At 43.6% G+C, this 22,356-nt stretch carries 19 protein-coding genes; 9 read left to right on the top strand and 10 right to left on the bottom strand.

Features of this window, described 5'->3' with window-relative positions; translation table 11 throughout:
* Positions 1-181: 181 nt before the first annotated feature.
* Both hda and A3K91_RS10410 read left to right on the top strand, forming a co-directional pair.
* Positions 182-985, top strand: coding sequence for a DnaA regulatory inactivator Hda (hda, locus tag A3K91_RS10415; protein WP_062845199.1), 804 nt, complete (start codon positions 182-184; stop codon positions 983-985).
* Between the two features lie 56 nt (positions 986-1,041).
* Positions 1,042-1,749, top strand: coding sequence for a DUF2057 family protein (locus A3K91_RS10410; RefSeq protein ID WP_062845198.1), 708 nt, complete (start codon positions 1,042-1,044; stop codon positions 1,747-1,749).
* A gap of 128 nt (positions 1,750-1,877) precedes the next feature.
* Here A3K91_RS10410 and A3K91_RS10405 read toward each other — a convergent pair whose 3' ends face one another.
* Together A3K91_RS10405 and A3K91_RS10400 are read right to left on the bottom strand one after the other, a co-directional pair.
* A complete protein-coding gene (locus A3K91_RS10405; RefSeq protein WP_062845197.1) occupies positions 1,878-2,363 on the bottom strand; it encodes a Dps family protein in 486 nt (161 codons plus the stop codon).
* 374 nt (positions 2,364-2,737) lie between these two features.
* Positions 2,738-3,397: a YcxB family protein gene (locus A3K91_RS10400; protein ID WP_062845196.1), complete on the bottom strand. Its 660-nt coding sequence runs from the start codon at positions 3,395-3,397 to the stop codon at positions 2,738-2,740.
* Positions 3,398-3,884: 487 nt separating this feature from the next.
* On the opposite strand from A3K91_RS10400, the gene serS reads away from it, so the two are divergent.
* From serS to A3K91_RS10375, 5 genes are all read left to right on the top strand, one after another.
* Positions 3,885-5,171 carry a serine--tRNA ligase gene (gene serS / locus A3K91_RS10395; RefSeq protein WP_062845195.1) on the top strand — a complete coding sequence of 429 codons (1,287 nt, stop codon included), beginning with the start codon at positions 3,885-3,887 and terminating at the stop codon, positions 5,169-5,171.
* Between the two features lie 13 nt (positions 5,172-5,184).
* Positions 5,185-5,565, top strand: coding sequence for a hypothetical protein (locus tag A3K91_RS10390; protein ID WP_062845194.1), 381 nt, complete (start codon positions 5,185-5,187; stop codon positions 5,563-5,565).
* 93 nt (positions 5,566-5,658) lie between these two features.
* Positions 5,659-7,656 carry a transketolase gene (tkt, locus tag A3K91_RS10385; protein ID WP_062845193.1) on the top strand — a complete coding sequence of 666 codons (1,998 nt, stop codon included), beginning with the start codon at positions 5,659-5,661 and terminating at the stop codon, positions 7,654-7,656.
* 278 nt (positions 7,657-7,934) lie between these two features.
* Complete coding sequence (locus tag A3K91_RS10380) at positions 7,935-8,477, top strand: hypothetical protein (RefSeq protein ID WP_062845192.1); 543 nt, start codon at positions 7,935-7,937, stop codon at positions 8,475-8,477.
* A 60-nt stretch (positions 8,478-8,537) separates the two neighbouring features.
* Positions 8,538-9,524, top strand: coding sequence for a nuclease-related domain-containing protein (locus tag A3K91_RS10375; protein ID WP_062845191.1), 987 nt, complete (start codon positions 8,538-8,540; stop codon positions 9,522-9,524).
* A 44-nt stretch (positions 9,525-9,568) separates the two neighbouring features.
* On the opposite strand, the gene A3K91_RS10370 is transcribed toward A3K91_RS10375, so the two are convergent.
* A complete protein-coding gene (locus A3K91_RS10370; RefSeq protein ID WP_062845190.1) occupies positions 9,569-10,525 on the bottom strand; it encodes a LysR family transcriptional regulator in 957 nt (318 codons plus the stop codon).
* A 319-nt stretch (positions 10,526-10,844) separates the two neighbouring features.
* Here A3K91_RS10370 and A3K91_RS10365 point away from each other — a divergent pair, with 319 nt between their 5' ends.
* A complete protein-coding gene (locus tag A3K91_RS10365; protein WP_062845189.1) occupies positions 10,845-11,264 on the top strand; it encodes a nuclear transport factor 2 family protein in 420 nt (139 codons plus the stop codon).
* Positions 11,265-11,381: 117 nt separating this feature from the next.
* Here the strand turns inward: A3K91_RS10365 and A3K91_RS10360 are convergent, their stop codons facing one another.
* The 7 genes from A3K91_RS10360 to exaC form a co-directional block, all read right to left on the bottom strand.
* The gene (locus A3K91_RS10360; RefSeq protein WP_062845188.1) at positions 11,382-12,353 is read right to left on the bottom strand and encodes a peptide ABC transporter ATP-binding protein; all 972 of its coding nucleotides are present in this window, start codon (positions 12,351-12,353) and stop codon (positions 11,382-11,384) included.
* Positions 12,350-13,423 carry an ABC transporter ATP-binding protein gene (locus A3K91_RS10355; RefSeq protein WP_084387332.1) on the bottom strand — a complete coding sequence of 358 codons (1,074 nt, stop codon included), beginning with the start codon at positions 13,421-13,423 and terminating at the stop codon, positions 12,350-12,352. Before A3K91_RS10355 ends, A3K91_RS10360 begins: the two co-directional genes overlap by 4 nt.
* Before the next feature lies 1 nt (position 13,424).
* On the bottom strand, positions 13,425-14,339 hold the full coding sequence (locus A3K91_RS10350; RefSeq protein ID WP_062845187.1) for an ABC transporter permease: 915 nt from the start codon (positions 14,337-14,339) through the stop codon (positions 13,425-13,427).
* A 141-nt stretch (positions 14,340-14,480) separates the two neighbouring features.
* Positions 14,481-15,497: an ABC transporter permease gene (locus tag A3K91_RS10345; protein WP_062845186.1), complete on the bottom strand. Its 1,017-nt coding sequence runs from the start codon at positions 15,495-15,497 to the stop codon at positions 14,481-14,483.
* A 161-nt stretch (positions 15,498-15,658) separates the two neighbouring features.
* Positions 15,659-17,299: an ABC transporter substrate-binding protein gene (locus A3K91_RS10340; RefSeq protein ID WP_062845185.1), complete on the bottom strand. Its 1,641-nt coding sequence runs from the start codon at positions 17,297-17,299 to the stop codon at positions 15,659-15,661.
* Between the two features lie 535 nt (positions 17,300-17,834).
* Positions 17,835-18,161 (bottom strand): DUF779 domain-containing protein, encoded by a 327-nt coding sequence (locus tag A3K91_RS10335; protein WP_062845184.1) that lies wholly within the window; start codon positions 18,159-18,161, stop codon positions 17,835-17,837.
* A 276-nt stretch (positions 18,162-18,437) separates the two neighbouring features.
* A complete protein-coding gene (gene exaC / locus A3K91_RS10330; protein ID WP_062845183.1) occupies positions 18,438-19,964 on the bottom strand; it encodes an acetaldehyde dehydrogenase ExaC in 1,527 nt (508 codons plus the stop codon).
* 418 nt (positions 19,965-20,382) lie between these two features.
* Between exaC and A3K91_RS10320 the strand changes: the two genes are divergently transcribed.
* Positions 20,383-22,350, top strand: a complete 1,968-nt coding sequence (locus A3K91_RS10320; RefSeq protein ID WP_062845181.1) for an AAA family ATPase — start codon at positions 20,383-20,385, stop codon at positions 22,348-22,350.
* Positions 22,351-22,356: the final 6 nt, after the last annotated feature.

The raw sequence follows: 22,356 nt of genomic DNA, 5'->3' as shown, positions 1-22,356 counted from the left end.
AGTAAATACGCCTGTGGTTTACATTTAAAAAAAGACAATTTATGAACGCTGTCAATCGGTAGCAAGTAATTCGCATTAGATAGTTCATACTAAATAGTATCAGAGCAGTTCGTACCTTTAAAAATATTGATACTCTATTCCTTTTTATTATATTGCATTACGCAAAACGAGTTGATGATTCATGGCAGAAGCACAGCTAAGTCTCAATCTGGACATTAAGCATGATGCAAGTTTAAGCGACTTTGCCGGTCCGGGTTGGATGTCGATTATTGACGCAGTACGGCAACTCCATGTCGGCCTGATTGGTCAGCTATATCTGTTTGGCAGTCCTGCCACGGGTAAGTCTCATCTGCTGTCTGCTATTTGTGAGTCGTTTATTGAGATGGACAAGTCGGCGATTTGTTTGTCACTCAATGAGCTGATTCATACGGATGTGCACGTACTGTCCTCTTTAGAGAACTTTGATCTGATTGCCATTGATGATTTAGAAGTGTTAGAGCAAAGCAGTCAGTGGCAAGAAGCCTTATTTCACCTGATTAATCGCAGCCGTGAAGGGCAACGTCAGTTGTTGTTTGCGGCCAATACGCCTGCTGGTGATTTGCCATTTCAGCTAAGAGATTTGATGACTCGTTTGGCACAAGCGCCTACGTTTAAAGTCCCTAACGGTCATGATCTTGCTGACCGTCAGGCATTGTTACAGTCTATTTTACGTCGTCGTGGCTGGCAGTTTGATGATCGAATTATTGATCATTTGCTAACAGAGGGGCCTCATCGTATTGGGGCCATGATGGAAGTACTTAACTATATTCAGCCGATGTTCTCTAACCTTGGGCGTAGTAATATATCCAAAGCAGTCATCAGCGACGCTCTACGTACTATTGATGAGCAGACGCTCGCAGCTGAGCTTGCTGATATTGCACAAGAAACACAAGTAGATAACGATGCGGCTGGTCAAGAGCAGCATACAATGCCCCTCGATTTTTAGTATTAAGAACACCCATTTTTTTATCCAAAACGCTTTTACTATTAATGGAACCCTTTATGAAATCCAACGCTTCTTTGCTAAAAAAAATGACTCTCAGCACGTTACTTGTTGCTGCTGCGTCCGTTCCTATGCTGTCACAAGCCGCGGTCACTTTGTCCGTTGATGATCATATAAAAGTAACTGCTATCAATGGACAGGAGTTGCAGCAAAGTATTTTTCAGCCACTAACCAAAGAGTTTACTCTTGAGCCGGGTCGTCACGCAATTACTGCAAAATACGATCGTCTATATGACTTGCGCCGTGATGAACATGACTACTTGCGCTCTGGTAACGTCAGTGTCGTCGCAGAATTGGCAGACAACCAAAACTATCGTCTTGTCATGCTAAATCAGCCAGAAGAGTATCAAGCTGCCAAAGAATATGCCAAACAACCGACGCTAGCGATACAGCAGAACGGCACAATAATCGCAAGTCAAAAGGCGATGGCGGGCAGTCAGGGTAGTTTGTTTGCAGGTTTAGGTAAAGCGCTAGGCGGTGTATTTGATGGCGCAGGTGATGCTGAAATGCAAAATCAGCGCGCTATTGCCGCGATCAGTCCAGCAACGACAAATACTCAAAATAACATGAGTGCTGGAGTAGTTACTTCTACCACTCAAACCACAAACATGAATGCATCTACGGATAAGCTGGATCAGTTTATGCAAATTTGGTTACAAGCAACGCCAGCTGAGCGTGAAAAAATGCGTCAGTGGGTACAAAAATAACGCGTTACTTCTATCAAGTTTGAGACCAAAAAAAGCACCTGTTAAGGTGCTTTTTTCTTATGCTACATATTTTTTAGTGCCATGAATTCTTTGATGTTATGAATACAAGGGACTATTTAAGCGGGTTATTAACCCAAAAAGGCATTATACATCCATACATGCTTTTCTTGTAGCTGCACATATTCATCGACTAAATCCGCTGTACCTTGATCTTCTGCTTCTTGCGCTGCGGCTGACACATCACGTTGTTCTTCAATCAGTGTTTGTAACCCAGTTACAATGCCTTTTACGCAGGTTTTGCCATCTTTGACATTTTTATCTTCTTTGATGGTTGTGTACTGAGCAAAGTCGCTATAAGCGTGAAGCGGTGTGCCGCCTAGCGTTAGGATACGTTCTGCGATCTCATCAATCTGTAATTGTAGTTCAGTATATAACTCTTCAAACTTAGGATGTAATGAAAAGAAATGCTCGCCTTTCACGTTCCAATGATAGCCACGCACGTTGATATAAAACGTATGATAGCTTGATAACAGACCGTTTAGCTTCGTGATGATACCGCTCATGTCGGCTGTTTCTAGACCAATTTGGTTTGTATCGTTATTAGTATGACTCATAATATTATCCTTATAGTGTGAGTGTTGATATAGCAGGCTTAAAGAAGATTAAAAGTGTAACAACTCGCTTGCTGTATTACCATACATACTTTATATATGGCGACTTATAATGTTAAAGTTTTTTGAACCAGAGTTAATAAAGTACGTTTGAATCAATAAAGCTTTTTACCCTTCTTTTGATGCTTATTATAATAACAAATAACTTTCTATAAGTTAAATTCAATGAATTTAATAATGCGATTGGTTTTACAAATTATTATGGTTTAATAAAATTGCAATCCAAACAAACATGTATCCAAGCGACTACTGGTACTTATTAACAACGATATCCCCTTTATCGCTTATTACATGAACGATAAAAGGGAGGTTTTGCTTTACACTGGCGGTTTTAAGTTTTCAGGATTTAACCCTTTAACGGCAACTACTTCTTGTAAGTGTTGACGTACGGTGTCAATGGGGAATTTCTGTGCTTGCAAGCGTTTTGGCAAGATTTGGCTACCTTGCTGACCTTTCATCTCAAACATCATAAAAATATAGTCGTCAGTCTCATCCCAGCTTTTAATAGCGCTCCAAGGTATAACGGCTTGCTGAGTAGAGCCAGCTCGCATCTGCATACCGCGCATCTGATTACTTTTCATCATTTCAGGTTGGTTGCTTGGCATTGCCATCACCAAACCATGTTTTTGCACACCCAATTTCATTTGGCGCATCTCATCAGGCATTTCTTGATCGGCCACTTGTTTCTCAAACTCCCGTTTGACATACCATTTAAAGCCAAGCGTACGAACCAATAGATAAATAACCACGGCAACCATCATCAACCAAAAAATAATGGTGGAATAGCCAGTGACAAAAACAAGCCCTGTAACTGCTAATATCACCACGATTGCCATGATGATCCATTCTTTTTTCTTAATGGTTTTTAAACCAAAAGAAGGGCTAGCACTGGCAAAAAGCTCGTACTGTGCTTGGTGAAATTCAGCCTCGGTGATGTTTAAGGCGACAGGTTGCAGCGTGTAGGGGTACAAGGCCATAAAGGTTTCTCAAATACTTGTATGAAAAGCGTTGGGTTTAAATCGTCAAATTAGAGCAGCAATGCCATATTTGACCAGATATCGAAAAATAGTATGCGCTTATCTTACCGAAAAGTGCCCCTAAATGAAACAGATAAGCCATCCTCTTCACCGATAGAGCGCACATTATTGCTATTAATTGAGCCAGACGGTGCAAATTGAGAATAATTGTAGGCTGAAGCGTGATTTATCGTCAGAACAGGTTTGCTAGAAATTAAATATGTGAAGCAAAACAGCGTATTTAGAAAACGCGCAAAGTTTGACCAAAACATGGTCAAATCTGCTGGGTCTTGGTATTATAGCGTCTGCCCTATGTTTTGATAAAAATAGGGCAGCATGACAAGATAATGATTGGTCTATCAAGCGTAGTGATATCTATGAGCTGACCGATGGTTATACCAATAATGTTTTAACTTCTTATTCACTCTCAGTGTGACAGGCAACTATTATGATTGATCCGAAACTCTTACGTGGCGATTTAAGCGATTTACAGCAACAACTGGCCACTCGTGGCTACGCGCTTGATATGGAGTTTTGGCAATCGATTGAGTCCGAGCGTAAATCCTTGCAAGTCAAGACTGAAGAGCTACAAGCGCAACGTAATGCTGGTGCTAAGCAAGTGGGCGCGCTAAAAAAATCAGGCGAAGATGCAACTGAGCTGCTTAATGAGATGCAGCAAGTCAGTGGAGAGATCAAGGCGGCTGAAGATGAGCTGCGCACTTTACAAGAACGTATCACGCAAGCGGCATTGCAGATTCCCAATATTCCAGCGGCAGATGCGCCAGTCGGTACGTCAGAAGACGATAATGTCGAAGTACGCAAGTGGGGTACACCGCGTACGTTTGATTTTGAGATAAAAGATCACACGCATATTGGCGAAACGCTTGGCATGCTGGATTTTGAAGCAGCGACTAAGCTAACGGGTAGCCGTTTTAACGTGCTACGAGGGCAGCTTGCGCAACTGCATCGCGCACTGATTCAGTTTATGCTAAACACCCACACCGTCAAGTATGGCTATACTGAAATGTACGTGCCTTATATTGTCAATTCAGAGAGCTTAAAAGGCACAGGTCAGCTGCCTAAGTTTGAAGATGATTTGTTTAAATTAACCAATCATACTAATAATGACGAGATGGACTTTTATCTGATTCCAACAGCAGAGGTACCAATGACCAACTTGGTACGCGGTGAGCGTTTGGATATCAAAGAGTTGCCGCTAAAATTCACTACGCATACGCCTTGTTTCCGTAGTGAAGCAGGCTCACATGGTCGTGATACGCGTGGTCTGATTCGTCAGCATCAGTTTGAAAAAGTGGAAATGGTCAATGTTGGCACCGCAGAGCAATCTAATGAGTTGCTAGAGGCGATGACAGGACAAGCTGAATATATTTTGCAGCAGCTTGATTTGCCATACCGCACCGTTCAGTTATGTACGGGTGATATGGGTTTTGCAGCGCAGAAAACTTATGACATCGAAGTGTGGTTGCCAAGCCAAGACACTTACCGTGAAATCTCTAGCTGCTCTAACTGTGGCGATTTCCAAGCGCGCCGTATGGGCACACGCGTCAAAGATGGCAAGCAAACCAGCCTCGCGCATACCCTAAACGGTTCGGGCTTAGCAGTCGGTCGTACACTGTTAGCAGTTATGGAAAACCATCAAAACGCTGATGGTAGTGTCAACATTCCAGAAGTACTGCGTCCATTTATGGGCGGTGCTGAGCGTATTGAAATTTGAAGTTAGTAACGTCATGAAGATCTTGAACATAGTTGATGAATTGAATTACTCACAATATCTCATCTATGGTCAAAGCAGCGGCGACAATTTGTTAGGTTTTGAAATAGATGCCAATGTATTTTTCTGTTGTAAGGAAAACAACGTTGGCTGCGATTTTCTTGATCAAGAACGCCATGATGATGCAAATTGTATGCTTACGTTGCGCTGCAAATTTGCAAATAATATAAGCTATCAGCAAATGGCAGATTATTTGGAAGAGAGATGGCTTCAGTATGTTTGTTATCGAGAATTTGAGAAACATTATATTGAAGTCATTAATAATCAATTGATTTTTTATTATGTGACCCGATCAAGTTGTGGACTAGGAGTAACAGGAAAAATTGTTGCTACTTAGTTTATAATGAGCCACCTATTTAGATATCCAAGCAAATTCAGTTCAAGAACCTTTTTTAATCAAATAAACTTTCCTTTAATATTAGGACATGCTATGCCTACCCCAATTAACGAACGTAAACTAGCCAATGCCATCCGTGTGCTGTCGTTTGACGCGGTTCAAAAAGCCAACTCTGGACATCCAGGTGCGCCAATGGGTATGGCCGACATTGCCGAAGTGTTGTGGCGTAAATTTTTAAAGCATAATCCTGCTGATCCGCAGTGGCATAACCGTGATCGCTTTGTACTGTCAAACGGTCATGGCTCAATGCTTATCTACTCATTGCTACATTTATCAGGCTATGACGTTAGTGTTGATGACCTAAAAGGCTTTCGCCAGTTACATTCAAAAACCCCAGGTCACCCTGAGCTTGGTTATACGCCAGGGGTTGAAACCACGACAGGTCCACTAGGACAAGGTATTGCTAATGCCGTTGGTTTTGCCATTGCTGAAAAAACATTAGCGGCGCAGTTCAATCGTGACGGGCATAATGTTGTTGACCATCATACCTATGCATTCTTAGGCGATGGTTGCTTGATGGAAGGTATTAGTCATGAAGTTTGCTCACTGGCTGGCACGTTAGGTCTTGGCAAGCTCGTATTCTTTTATGATGATAACGGTATCTCGATCGATGGCAATGTCGAAGGTTGGTTCACTGATGATACCGAAGCGCGCTTTGAATCGTATGGCTGGCAAGTCATCAAAGTTGACGGTCATGATACTGATGCTATCACGCAAGCAACTGAGCAAGCGATTGCAGAGACTAGCAAGCCAAGTCTAATCATTTGCAAGACCACGATCGGTGCAGGTAGCCCGAACAAACAAGGCCTAGCAGCAAGCCATGGTGCACCACTCGGTGATGACGAAATCATATTAACTCGTGATGCCTTAGCTTGGACGCATGCGCCATTTGAATTAGATGATGAAATCTATGAAGCATGGGATGCCAAACCAAAAGGCGATGTACAACAAAAGAATTGGGAAGCAGATTTTGCCGCTTATGAAAAAGCCTATCCAGAGCTTGCAGCAGAACTGTCACGTCGTCTAAATGGCGAGTTGCCAGCAGATTTTGCAAGCCAAGCGCAAGCGTATATTCAGCAAACGCAAGAAGCGGGTGGCGATGTTGCTAGCCGTAAAGCCAGTCAAAATGCTATCAATAGCTTGCAGCCATTATTGCCAGAACTATTAGGCGGTTCAGCGGATCTCGCTGGCTCAAACCTCACGCTATTTAAAGGCGCTAAAGGTATCGAAAAAGACGCTGATGGCAACTATATCTACTACGGTGTGCGTGAGTTCGGTATGACGGCGATTGCCAATGGTATCGCATTACACGGCGGCTTTATCCCGTACGTGGCGACGTTCCTTATGTTTATGGAATACGCGCGTAACGCAGTACGCATGGGCGCACTCATGAAGCAGCGCGTCATCCACGTCTATACGCATGACTCTATCGGTCTGGGCGAAGATGGCCCAACGCATCAGCCAGTTGAGCAATTGACGAGCCTACGTACTACGCCAAACCTACGTACATGGCGTCCTTGTGATGCGACTGAATCTGCCAGTGCTTGGGTAGAAGCGATCAAATCAGAAAGCAATCCATCTGCATTGATTTTTAGTCGTCAGAGCTTGCCACATCAAGCTCGTGATAGCGAGCAAGTAGCCAATATCACCAAAGGTGGTTATGTACTAGCGAAAGAGCAAGGCGAGATACAAGCCATCATTATCGCTACTGGCTCAGAAGTGGGCCTTGCGATGGAAGCGTACGAAACGTTGAGCGCAAATGGTGTTGGCGTACGCGTGGTATCTATGCCATGTGCAGAGATTTTTGTAGAGCAAGATGCTAGCTATCGTGAAGCGGTATTGCCTGCTAACATCCGTGCTCGCGTTGCAGTTGAAGCAGCGCATGTGGATTATTGGTACAAGTTCGTCGGTCTAGATGGCAAAGTCATTGGTATGACGACTTATGGTGAATCTGCGCCAGCAGACGAGCTATATAAAGAGTTTGGTATTACGACTTACGCTGTGGTTGAGGCGGTAAATAGTTTGGTTTAATTAAGACTAAGTTTTTAAGTTTATAAAAGCGTTGCTAGAGTAATCTGGCAACGCTTTTTTTATGGTTGAATTTTGGTTTTGGAGCTATTTTTTTGTTCCACTTTAATCAATGTGGTTATCGGTAAAATAACTGCTGCAACCAGTACTAAATTCTGTGCCTCAACATAATGATTTAGTGGTAAATTAGAATAGATTGATTGCTCACAAAGCTAAGTTTTACTTCTCGTGCAGCTCTCATATAAAAATAAATTATATGACTACAGAATTGGAAAAATTAGATGAATAGTATCGAACTGGCAAATGCTGTTACATGGCTAAAACAGATTGAACTAAGTGAAGGCTTGATAGCAGCCTGCATAATCGGAATATTTGGACTATGCGGTATTCTCATTACTCAGAGATCTGAACGCAAAAAAGAGTATGAAGCCTTTTTAATAATAAAGTTTGAGGAAGTAGTTTTTAGACTAGTTGATTTTGCAGCCATTATTCAGGAAGTTCAATCCAAAAGTTTTTCAAGCAATTGCTATGAAGCTTTAGATGTTGATGAATTTTACAGAGAAGGTGGCAAGATAGAAATATTGATAGCTTTATATTTTCCAGAGCTTGAGAAAAAATATGAGTTGTTTTTAAATGCAGGGGGAGGCCTGATAAATGCACAGTATGAACATGAAACTAATCCTAACGATAGTACTTTAGATGTACTTAAACAGCTTGATGAAGAGTATGATCGGGTTTATAAGAGTTTTTATAAACATATCAGATCATGTTCTTCTGCTTATGCCAAGCCTTTAAAGCATCGTAAGAGAGTGCTGATTAATTAAATTTAAAGAGTTTTGTTATTGCGCTTAGCACATTCTATAACCATTCTAAAGATCGCTATTATGTCCCTAAAATCCACCTTCAAAGGCTTCCTCGGCGAAACTGTCATCAACGTCGCCATGTGGTTAAAACTTGAAAAAGATATTTATCACCGATTAAACGGCATTACCTTACCGTTAGCCAATGGCGGTAGTACACAAATCGATCACGTCATCGTCTCTGTATACGGCATCTTTGTCATCGAAACCAAAAACTATAAAGGCTGGATATATGGTAGCGAGAACCAAAAGCAGTGGACGCAATCTTTTCCAAATGGCAGTAAATTTAAATTCCAAAATCCACTGCGTCAAAATTATTTGCATATTAAGACGCTCGCAGATTTGTTGGGATTGGAGCTAAGCTACTTTCATTCGATGGTTGCGTTCATCGGTGAGTGTGAGTTGAAAACCCGCGATGAGCTACCCGAACACGTATTGACGAGTGGTATGGTCTCTTATGTGAAGAGAAAACAAGATAAACTACTGACTGAAGACGAGGTCACATCCATTGTTGAGCAGATTGAGAGCAATAGATTTAGCAAATCGTGGCGCACCAATCGGCAGCACAAAGCCTATCTAAAAGATAAGCATAGTAACCCGAGCAAAAATACTGACAATCCTACACCTGAACCAACAGTAAAAGAAACCGTAAAAAGACCTATCCTAAAAAGTAGAGAAGTGCAGCGATGGTCTGGTCAAACTGAGATTGAATCTAACGATTTAACAATTGATGTTTTGAATATTCAGCAGACAATCAGCCCATATGATATGACCAATAAAGTATTTTTGACGCCGTTTGAAATTGTAGAGTCTGAGCCACAGGTCAAAGAACCTGAGATACTTAAGGCGGTAGAAGATGCAGCTAATCTTGTTCAAACACCAACCTGCCCAAGATGCAACGGTGAGATGATCAAACGTGTTGCCAAAACAGGCGCACGCCAAGGACAGTCCTTTTATGGGTGCGCGCAGTTTCCTAAGTGCCGCGGTGTGGTGAATATGAGTGCGCCGTGAACAGGTTACTATTTACAGATCTATCATCTAATCAATAAAAAATATCACGCAAACCCTTCTAATCGAGTAGAACAATCAATTAACCAATCTGCTACTGCTCTGACTCGTACCGAACGCCGAACATCTGGGTGCATGACCAAATAGAGTGGATACGATTGGGCTAGTGGAATAGGTGAGTGTGTATCTGACTGCTCAGGCTGTAATGTCTCAGTAGACGCGTAATTGTCCACTGAAGAAAGGGCTTCTAAGTCAGTTATCGTAACTTTATTAATAGGGTCAACCGCTACCAGTTCTGGATACTGACGGGCTAAAAAGTCAGGTAATAGCATAAACCCTATTTTTTGGCGAGTCGCATGACACGCCATGTATAAATCGTTGGTACTAAAAGCAATCGTATAGGCATGTCGCTTTATAAATGCCTGCGACCAAGCGAGCACTCTGGCATTGGCTTGAAACTCTATCAATTGCCATTGCTCATGCATTGTGTTGTTAAGATAATCTTTATGCGCATAAAATCGGTAGGTCGACGATCCTAGTGTACGGATAACCAAGTCTTCTTGGGTAGGACGACGCGTGCGTATAGCAATATCCGCTTCTCGTTGATGTAGATTGCTCATGCCCACATCACCGCTCAATGATACCACTATATCTGGGAATTGCTGACGGCAGTCGGTCAGCGCAGGTATGAGAACTTCGTTTGCCCATACAGGCGGGGCGGATACCGCCACTTTGCCTTGTAGAGCGTTTTGGTCGATTGCCATTCTTTGAAAAGTGACCATCTCTTTTTTGACTTCTACTGCTTGGTGGTAGAGCCGCTCGCCCTCGATAGTTAACACGTAGCGTTTGCCCAGCCGATCAAAAAGATTGACGCCCAATGTTTGCTCAAGATGTTCAATACGCCGAGCAACCGTGCTGTGCTGCACATTCATTGCTTCAGCGCATGCAGTCAATGTTTGTTTTTCTACTAAGCAAACAAAGTAAGCCAAATCGTCCCAGTACATAGTTATTCTCTTGTTTTAATCATCTCTTATCTTAGCAAATTCTGTTGTGCATATTTGCACAGTCAATGTGTGGGTGTCGTCTGTTTGTCTACTAAGCCTTTCATTAGACTATATATAATTCGTTGGCAGCCTTGAAAGTGCCACGATTTATGCAATCCATAATATAGTCAATCCTAAACAAAAGAGGATCACCTATTATTACGCACTACTGAAACAAATTTTTCTTGCTTGCTGTGCCTTCGCAGACAGAGGCGACGTAAAATTTATCTCAGTAGTGCTATATTGATTTTAGAGGGGATCAACTATAGCGAGAAAATATATGCAAAAAAAATCAAATACCCAAATCCTTGATGAGTTTGTCACTCATGTCTTCACAGGAGAGTATGAACAAGCCATGGCGCTGTGCGACACAGACGTAAAATTTGTGGTCTTTCGAGAAGAGAACGACAGCCAAGTGCCGATTTATGGCACTCACATTGGTCAAGATGCAGGCACCGTATTTTTTAAAAATCTGGCTCAGATGTTTGAATTTGGTACTTTTAAGATGGAAGATTCTATTGCAAGCGATGATTATATTGTTAGGTTTGGTGAACTGGCTCACACCGTCAAGAATACTGGCGACGTGTTTAACAGTCTTTGGACGATGATTGTACGCTTCAATGAGGCAGGCAAGATTTGTTTATATCGTATGCATGAAGACACCGCAGCGTTAGAAGCGGCGATGCACGTTTCGAGATAGACAGTTTGATAAAATAAAAAGAAGTCTATAAAGAGTAAACTTAAACGCTCATTGTTATAAAACATAAAAAAACCGCCATGACGGCGGTTTTTTTATCTATTAAACGATTAAAAACTTTTAACCATGTATCTCTTCTAAACGTAAACAGGCCACCAATCGCCCGTCCCATTCTCGAAGCTGTGGCTCTATTTCGCTGCATTGCGACTTAGCATAAGGGCAGCGCTTGTGTAGGGCGCAACCACTTGGCGGGTTGAGAGGACTTGGCAGCTCACCTTGCAGTGTTAGATCCTTTTTTTGACCATTCACTGTGGGTGCTGCTGCCAATAGGGCCATCGTATAAGGATGTTTTGGCGCGTTGTAAATGGCTTCTTTGGGACCGTGTTCGACCGCTTGACCTAAGTACATTACCATCACATCATCCGCGACATGGCGCACGACGGATAAGTTGTGTGAGATAAAGACATATGCCGTATGATACTCGTCTTGCAAGTCCATAAACAGGTTCAATACTTGCGCTTGAATGGACACATCAAGTGCAGAAGTCGGTTCATCAGCGACAACGATTTTTGGATTGAGCATCATGGCACGCGCGAGGGCAATACGTTGACGTTGACCACCCGAAAACATGTGCGGATAACGTCCTGCATGTTCAGGACGCAAACCGACATTTCTCATCATGTCGTTGATTTTGTCGCGCTTGTCTTCTTTTGACAGTTTGGTGTGGATGTCTAGCGGTTCTGTTAATTGATACCCAATCGTATGGCGCGGGTTTAAGCTGCCATAAGGGTTTTGAAAGACCATTTGAATCTCAGTACGCAAATCTTTTAATGCTTTTCTACTATAGCCTGTTGTACCTTCATCATTAATAAATAGCTCACCGTCACTCGGCTGTTCGATGAGCGTTAGCTGGCGGGCAAGCGTCGATTTGCCGCAGCCTGATTCACCAACGACCGCCAGTGTTTTGCCAGCGCGTAGCTCAAACGAGATACCATTTAAGGCTTTGACATATGCTTTTGCTTTACCCAAACCTTGAGATACAGGGTAGTGCTTGCGTAGATTGTCTGCTTTTAAGACCACTTTATCACTCATGCTTGGGACTCCAAAGTAGCAGGGTCAAAGGGAGAAGTACCAGCAGATATGCTTGGTAGATCGGTATGAATACAGCGCACCTTGCCATTAGGCGTATCTAAAATAGGCGGCGGCACGTCACACGCAGGTTCTTTGTAAGGGCAGCGCGGAGACAGTAAGCAACCAGTTGGGCGGTCGTATTGGCTGGGCACCACGCCTGGTAAGCTGTGTAATCTGTCTTGACCGATAGCCAGTTCAGGGATGGCTTGTAGCAATGCTTCGGTATAAGGATGCGCTGGGTTTTGGAAAATTTCTGGCACCGTATTGGTTTCAACTACTTGTCCAGCGTACATAACAGCGACGTCACGTGAGTTTTGAGAGACCAAACCCAAATCATGAGTGATCAGTACCATGGCCATTTGTTTTTCACGTTGTAAGCGCCCAAGTAGGTCCATGATTTGTGCTTGTACCGTGACATCAAGTGCTGTGGTGGGTTCATCGGCGATAAGGAGTTTTGGCTCGCATGCCAGCGCCATGGCAATCATCACTCGCTGGCTCATACCGCCTGAGAGTTGATGTGGATACACCTTGAGTCTGTTTTTGGCATCGGGCATCTCGACCAATTCTAATAGCTCTAATATGCGTGCCTGTACTGCCGAGCCGCGCAAACCGAGGTGTTTTCTAAGGACTTCGCCTAATTGCATCTCAACCGTAAAGCTTGGATTTAGGCACGACATGGCGTTTTGGAAGATCATAGAGATGTCTTTACCAATGATGCCGCGTCGCTCTTTGGGCGACATACCGAGCATGTCTTTGTTATCGAACATCACGCGTTTGGCACGTACGCTTGCGTAAGGTGGCAGGAGTCCCATCAATGCCATCATAGTAACGGACTTGCCTGAGCCTGACTCGCCTACTATCGCAATAACTTCGCCTTGAGTCACTGTCAAAGACACATCATCTACGGCGCGAAAAGCACGCGATCCTTCACCAAAAGTGACCGAGAGATTTTCGATATCTAGTAACAATGGTGACTCTTTTACTAATGAGCCATTCATCGAGGTATGGGTATGGTTTAAAGTATCAGTCATGTTAGGTCACCTGCTTTAATTTGGGATCTAGCGCATCGCGTAGGCCATCACCAGTCAGGTTGATTGATAAGGCAGCTAAGAAGATAGCGACACCTGGCCAAATGGCGAGCCAAACGTTACTTTGAATATATTGACGTGCTGTGCCCAGCATAGCACCCCATTCAGCATCGGGTGGTTGCACGCCAAATCCTAAGAAACCAATCGCACCTGCTTCTAAAATCGCCGATGAAAAAATCATCGTTGCTTGTACGATTAGTGGCGCCATACAGTTGGGCAAAATCGTCACAAACAAAAGTCTGAGCACACCAGCGCCCATCACTTGTGAGGCAATAAAATACTCGCGTTGCAGCTCTACCATCGCGGTAGCACGAGTAAGACGAATGAAAGGCGGCGTACAGACCAAAGCAATGGTAATAATCGTATTGGTCATTGAAGGGCCTAAGATTGCCGCAATGATAATGGCCAATAGCAAGCTGGGATAGGACATCAAAATATCATTGACCAACATGACAGCTTTGCCCCAAACTTTAGGCCAAAATGCCGCACTCAGTCCTAACGAGATGCCGACTAGCATAGCAAGCGTGGTCGCACTCAGACCGATGAATAAAGAATAACGCGCGCCATACATCACGCGAGACAGAGTATCGCGACCAGCATCGTCCGTACCCAGCCAAAACATAGTATCACCACCGCTTAAAAACGCAGGAGGCAATTGCTCTTGACCAGTAAACAATTCATAAGGATCGTGAGGGGCAAGGGCTGGCGCAAATATGGCAATAATAACCATCAATGCCAAGACAATAAATCCAATGACGGCGCCTTTGTTTCGGCAAAATGTCGATAAAAATAACTGCCAAGATGAAGGCGGCGTGGCTGCCACAAGGTTGGCATCAGAGGGAAGAGTAGAAGACTTCATGAGCAGTTCCTATAGTGGCGAACGCGTTGAAAGTGGCTAGAATCTTATTCCTAATAAGGAGGTAGATTTTGCTAAAAACTCTAAAGACCACTCAAGCGCTAATCGTCCCTATTTATAATATGAGTATTTATCAATGTTAGATTAAGAAGTATGGCGAATACGTGGATTGATTAAGCCATACAAAATATCAATAAATAAGCTAACCAAAATCAAGGCAGTGGCGACCAACAAGATACCGTTTTGCACGATTGGATAATCACGTGTGAAAAATCCATCAAGTAGCCAATTACCAACGCCTGGCCAGCTAAAGATGGTCTCAGTAATAATAGCGCCTGCAAGCAAAGTTGCCATCTGTAAGCCAACCACCGTCACAACAGTAATTAATGCATTACGCATCACGTGTATCAAAATCACTCGGCGCGGCGATAAGCCTTTGGCTCGAGCCGTACGTACATAATCTTCATCCAACACTTCTAACATCGCAGAGCGTGTCATCCGCGCAATCATCGCGAGGGGGATGGTCGATAAAGCAATAGAAGGCAAGATAAAGTGTTTGACCACGTCCCAAAACGCACCCGGTTCACCTGATGTAAGCGAGCCTAGTAACCATGAGCCATATAAGGGCTGCACATCTAAAAACTGAGCGACAGAGATCACACCAGCGACAGGCAGTAGGCCGAGATAATGGGCAAAGATACCAGTGAGGATAGGACCCAATAAATAAATGGGCATGGAGTAGCCAGCGAGAGCGCCTGACATTAGCGTGTAATCAATCCAAGTACCGCGGCGCAGTGCGGCAAAAATACCCAAACTGATACCAACGACACTAGCAATGATGATCGCACACAGCGCCAACTCTAACGTTGGTACAAAATGGGCAAAAAAGTCTTGTAAGACTGGGGCGCGCGTACGAAAGGACGCACCAAAGTCACCAGTTAAGATACCGCTCAAGTAGTCCCAATATTGGACGATGAGCGGTTTGTCCAATCCCAATCTTTCTAAGGCGCGAGCATGTAGCTCTGGATCAACCATGCGCTCACCCATCATAATCTCAACGGCATCGCCAGGGACGAGACGTATCAGGGTAAAGGTTGAGAGGGTTAAGCCTAGATAGACAGGAATGAGGATGGCAATTCGACGCAAAATATAAAGTAGCATAAGCCGCTCGACAGTTGTGGTTCGATGATTAGAGAGGTAGCAGTGATAAGAATGCCCGTGACAAGCTATTTAATGTATGTTGATGCGGTTGGAACAAAATTTGATCCAACCGGCTACCCATTAAATAATAAAGCCTGTCTTGCTGGGCTTAGCGGAGTTCGCTATTCGACCTTCACGCCATCGAAGCGTACGGCACCAAGCGGACTGATTTTGAAATCCACAACATTTGGTGCAGTGAATACGGTTACTACCGAATGCGCCATTGTCGTCCAAGGAAGTTGCTCTTTGAATATCTGTTGAGCTTGTACATAATCATCCACACGTTCATCTTGATTAGTGACCTGACGCGCTTTCATGACTAAGTTGTCAAAGTCTTTGTTACACCAGCGTGAGTAGTTATTACCACCGACAGCGTCACAAGACAGTAACGAGCCTAACCAGTTATCAGGGTCACCATTATCACCCGTCCAACCTGCCAAGATCACATCAGGCTCACCTTTCGCCGCGCGTTTTAGGTATTCGCCCCACTCGTAGGTGACCAGCTTGGCATCGACACCAATCTTCGCCCAGTCTGCTTGTAGCATTTCGGCCATTAGCTTGGCATTGGGGTTGTATGGTCGTTGAACGGGCATATACCATAGATTGATAGACATATTGTCCGCGCCAGCTTCTTTGATCAAAGCTTTTGCTTTTTCGACGTCATAAGGTGCATCTTTAAGCGATTTGTCGTAACCCCACTGCGTTGGCGGCATTGGGTTGGTGGCCTTGAGACCCTCGCTTTGATAGACGGCATTGATGATCGCATCTTTATTAATCGCCATATCTAATGCTTGACGGACTCTAAGATCACTCAGCTTTGGTTTTTCGACGTTGTAGCCCACATAGCCGACGTTAAAACCTGGTTGATCAAGAACGGTGGCTTTACCGGATTTTTTGACCGATTCAATTTCGGCAGGTTTTGGATAAGCCGATACATGACATTCACCCGCTTGAACTTTTTGCGCACGAACCGCTGAATCTTTGGTAATGACAAAGACTAAGTTGTCGATGTGGATATTATCTTTGTCCCAATAATCTGGGTTTTTGGTATAACGAATTTGGGCGTCTTTTTGATAAGAAGTAAAGACGAAAGGTCCAGTACCGACTGGCTTGTTATTGATATCAGGTTCATTACCAGACGCCATCAACTTGTCTGCATATTCAGCAGAATTGATATAAGCAAAAGGCATCGCTAAATTTTGTAAAAATGGTGCATTGGTTTCGCTGAGCGTGACTTTTACCGTGTAATCGTCAACTTTTTCTATGTTAGAGATGATATCAGGCAGTCCCATGCCAACCGAATATGGGAATTCAGCAGGGTAGGCTTTGTTAAATTTAAATTCTGGGTTGGTGAGACGTTCTAGGGTAAAAATGAGGTCATCTGCGTTGAAATCGCGGCTTGGCGTGAAGTAATCTGTTTTACCGAACTTGACGCCTTTTCGAAGGTTAAAGGTGTAAGTCTTACCGTCTTCGCTAATATCCCAGCTTTCCGCCAGTCCTGGCTGAATCTCAGTACCATCTCTTTTGAATTGCACCAAACCGTTATAGATAGGATAAGCGCTCGCATCAAAATCAGTGCCAGCAGTATACTGCGCTGGATCAAAACCAGCAGGGCTGCCTTCTGAGCAGTAAAGTAGGGTTTTGGCAGCTTTGGCATCTGAGCTGGCAGCAGAGTCATCAGTGGTTTTGTTATCGCCACTACAGGCACTGATGCCTAAGATAAGTGTCGCTAACATTGTCAGTTTGAAGAGTGATTTTTGCATTCTTACATCCTATGTAATGATAAGTAGTCGCCCATACATTGATATGTTTGTATTCAAGCCATGAATACAGCTGGCGTTTTTCTAATTCCTTTTAAAGCTTTTATTTATATAAGGTTTTTAGTGTACAAAGTAAGAAGCAACTCAGTTTTTAGCGGCTTCAATTTCGCTTTGCAACACCCATTAATATAAACAAGTGGTCTGAATATACTCCTTTAAATAGGAAAAGCGCAAGGGGTATATAAAAAAGTTTTGATACATATATGAAATAGTTTTGATAGAAAGCTGTGACTTTTTAAGGCTCCTAATCTTGCTGAAACAATTGTGATTAAAGCGTTTGCTTGGCTATATTTTGTACAACTGACTCACTCAATACGACCGGATTGTATTTCAAAAATATTTACTATTTTTTATGATTATAAATGGGGACAGGGATAATAAATGAGGGCTGGCACGCATATACGTTGGTGCCAATGAACGTTGTCATCACCAGTAAGGAAAAAGTACTCATATGAGCACAGTTTGATGGTTTTTGAAATTACACGGCACAAATCTCTGAGCGTACAACAAAGCGTTTGCCTTCAGGGATTTCTAACGAGAAGCTTGCTCCGCGTCCATTGACCACATCAATGGTCAAGTCCGTGTGTTGCCAAAGCTGATATTGGGCTTTACCCATATAAAACGGACAGCCCGATAGCTCACCGACCAAAACATCTTGTCCGCCTACTTTAAATTCACCCAGCGGATAACACATAGGCGAGCTACCATCACAGCAACCACCTGATTGATGGAACATCAGCTCACCGTGTTTGGATTTGAGTAAATCGATTAATTCTTTGCAGGCTTCTGTCGCTGTTACTTTCATGATGATTTCCTTATCGTTAAAAGCATGAACGTTAAGAGCATAGGGGCTGAATATAAAAAGCCGCATCATTTTCGCTCACGCTACATATAGCCTGTGATTGAAGAAGATGCGGCTTACTGCTTCACTTAAGTGTGAATAAAACCATAATTTAGATAACAATCTTGATTACTAACAACCACTAAGACAGTTATCACCTTATCAAGCCACGCTAAGTGCTCAATCACATTACGTGGTAATCTAAGGCTTATAAGCTCTTATCAATGGTCAAGCTTCGCTCTAAAAGAAGCCCATCTTTTTAGGACTATAAGAGACCAACATGTTTTTGGTTTGTTGGTAATGATCGAGCATCATCAGATGGTTTTCGCGACCAATACCAGATTGCTTATAACCACCAAAAGCAGCATGCGATGGGTAAATGTGATAACAGTTGGTCCATACACGGCCTGCTTGAATACCACGCCCGAAGCGATATGCCTTATGAACGCTACGTGTCCAAACGCCAGCACCGAGGCCATACAAGGTGTCATTGGCAATTTTCATCGCTTCTTCGTCATCTTTAAAGGTAGTGACAGCAAGCACAGGCCCAAAAATTTCTTCTTGGAACACGCGCATGTCGTTTGTGCCTTCAAAAATGGTTGGCTTAACATAATAACCATCTGATAAGTCGCCATCATGCTTGGCTTGCTCGCCACCGACCAAAACCTTCGCGCCTTCTTTTTTACCAATATCAAGATAAGAGAGGATTTTTTCTAACTGATCTGAGCTGGCTTGCGCCCCAATCATGGTATCTGTATCTAATGGGTTGCCCATTTTGATGGCTTCGACACGAGCGATACAACGTTTGATAAATTCATCGTAAATGCTTTCATGTACCAGTGCTCGAGACGGACACGTACAGACTTCGCCTTGGTTTAACGCAAACATAACCAAGCCTTCGACGGCTTTGTCTAAGAAGTCATCGTCTTCATCCATTATATCGGCAAAGAAGATATTGGGGCTTTTACCACCCAGCTCTAGGGTGACAGGAATGATGTTTTCGCTGGCATACTGCATAATGAGGCGACCAGTTGTGGTCTCGCCAGTAAAGGCAACTTTATTGATACGTGGGTTAGAGGCCAGTGGTTTACCTGCTTCAACCCCAAAACCATTGACGATATTGAGGACGCCTTTTGGCAAAAGATCAGCGATACCGATGGTTTCTAACATATATAAAATAGAAGCGGGCGTTTGTTCTGCTGGCTTCATCACGATACAGTTACCTGCCGCAAGCGCTGGGGCAATTTTCCAAACGGCCATTAAGATAGGAAAGTTCCATGGGATAATTTGACCAACGACGCCAAGTGGCTCATGGAAATGATAAGCAACCGTGTCTTCATCAATTTGGCTGATGCCGCCTTCTTGCGCGCGGATGGCACTGGCAAAATAACGGAATTGATCGATAGCCAAAGGAATGTCCGCCATTAAGGTCTCGCGTACGGGCTTACCATTTTCATAACATTCAGCGATGGCGATTGCTTCTAAGTTCGCCTCCATACGATCAGCAATTTTGAGCAACAGATTGGCACGATCCGTGACACTGGTTTTGCCCCAAGCGTCTTTGGCAGCATGGGCGGCATCTAACGCTTTTTCGATATCGGCTTCTTTTGAGCGGGCAACTTGGCAAATGATTTTACCGTCGATGGGGCTTGGGTTGTCAAAGTACTCGCCATCGATTGGTGCAACCCACTCACCACCGATGAAGTTGTCGTATTTTTCGCGGAATTGGACAGGACTGTTTTCAGTATTGGGATAGGCGTATAACATTAACGACTCCTTGTTGCGTGTTATGGTTATTGGATAACAAATATTTGGTTTTCCTAACCAAGTATGACTCTATCGTACTGAGCTTTTGTGTAGAGGAATAATGACTTTTTATAATGATATATTTCGTCTCACAAAACTTCTGGTTATGTGGTATATGATGGTGAAAGTGGTTCGCAAAACGGGTGTAGCTGTTATAATCATGGCAGCTGTTTTTGCTTATAGTGAATATTCAATAAAATGGGTACACGTCATTGCAACGCGTGACTGCTACAAATTTTTGTTGCTTGCTGTGCCTATGCCGCTCGATGCTACAAAAAATTTATACCAGCCGCGCTGACACTTTTTATATTGACCTGATCACATATTATTTTTCTCATGCTATTTTTATTATTACTACTCATTTAATTGGTTTGGATATATGCGTCAATCTTCTGCTCTTGATATCTTAAAAACAGGTCAAAATGTCTTTTTAACGGGCTCAGCAGGCTCAGGTAAGACCTATACCCTCAATCAATACATCGATTATTTGCGTGCACGCCGAGTACCAGTGGCTGTGACTGCTAGTACAGGTATCGCTGCCACCCATATGAGTGGTACGACTATTCATAGCTGGTCGGGGATCGGCATCAAAGATGAGTTGTCTGATCGTGATTTGAGCAATTTATCGCGCAAACAGTTTTTGGCTGATCGACTAAAAGACACGGCGGTATTGATTATCGATGAGATATCGATGCTGCATGCCAAGCAGCTCAACTTGGTGAGTCAAGTGCTCAAATACGTGCGTAAAAATGACAAGGCGTTTGGCGGTATTCAGGTTGTGGTTGCTGGCGACTTTTTTCAGTTACCACCCATTGGTAGTAAAGGTGAAACCAACCGCGAGAAATTTGCCTTTATGTCAGAGGCGTGGCTCGATGCCAAGTTCCATATTTGCTACTTGAGTGAGCAGCACAGACAGGTCAGTGAAGCGGCCAATGGTGGTCTGGATTTGGATGATATTTTGAACCAAATCCGCCGTCAGGAAGTCACTTTTGAGGCCATCGCTGCGCTAGAAGCCACCTTTGATCAAGATGTCGATATCAAGCGCACGCGCCTTTATACGCACAATCTGAATGTCAACAAAATCAATGATAAAGAGCTTGCCGCGCTAGAAGGTGACATGATGCGCTTTGAGGCGACGTCGACTGGCGATAGTAAGCTGGTTGAGACATTGAAAAAGACAGTACGGACTCAAGACGACCTGATTCTTAAGATTGGCGCTAAGGTCATGTTTATCAAAAACAATTCTGAGCTTGGTGTCTCGAATGGCACGATGGGCGAGCTGATAGGATTTGCTGCCGTCAAGATTGAGGATAATCAAGATAATAGTAGTGCGTTGATTGAAGACGATGAAAATGTGGACAATGGCACTGAAAGCGACACTGACAACGCTACTGAAAATGATGAAGCGTCGGCAAAGACTGCCAAAACAAAGCCAAAAAAAGACAGTGATAAAAAGCAGCCCAAGCCTAAAAAAACCATCACACAGAAAATGCCTGTGGTGAGACTCAATTCAGGACGTGAAGTAGTCGCGGAACCTGAAGAATGGATCATTGAAGATGAGACAGGTGAGGTGCTAGCAAGCTATGAGCAAGTACCGCTATGCTTGGCATGGGCAATCACCATTCATAAGTCGCAAGGGATGACGTTAGATGCTGCTGAGATTGATTTGTCTCGTACGTTTGAGCTTGGGCAAGGTTATGTGGCGTTGTCACGGTTGAAGTCGCTGGCAGGCTTGCAGCTGCTTGGTATGAATGATATGAGCTTGCAACTTGACCCATTGGCACGCGGTGCGGATAGACGCTTTTTGGTCTTGTCTGACGAAGCCGATGCCAATTATGCGATGCTTGATGAAGAAAGTATGACGCAGGCGCATGAAAAATTCATTCTTAAATCAGGCGGTACGCTGAGTAAGTCAATCATCGATGCCTATGCCAATTTGCAAAAAAAGCGCCGCGAGCAACTGCAAGCGCAACAAGATAAAAAACAAAAACTGGGCAATCAAGTCTCTGATAAGTCAGACAGCACGCTGTTAGCCACACGAATACTGTTAGAAGAGAGTTTGTCTATCGCTGAGATTTCACAAGCACGCCAGCTGTCTCAATCGACCATCATGCGCCATATTGCTGAGCTGAGGTCTCAAGACTCAAGCTTGTTGTGTGATCATTTGCGCCCAGACGATGAGGTGATGACAGCGGTTGGCAACGCGTATATCGCGATCAAGGTGGCCAATAATCCAAATGACTTTAATGATGACGGCAGCATCAAACTACGTCCGATCTTTGATCATCTTAAACAGGGTATTGATTACAATACCATTCGCTTGGCTCTCATCTTTATTACGCCATAACAGCTC

Origin of the sequence: Psychrobacter alimentarius, assembly GCF_001606025.1 — a bacterium.
GTDB lineage: Bacteria > Pseudomonadota > Gammaproteobacteria > Pseudomonadales > Moraxellaceae > Psychrobacter > Psychrobacter alimentarius.
This window is presented reverse-complemented; position numbering and strand designations above follow the sequence as displayed.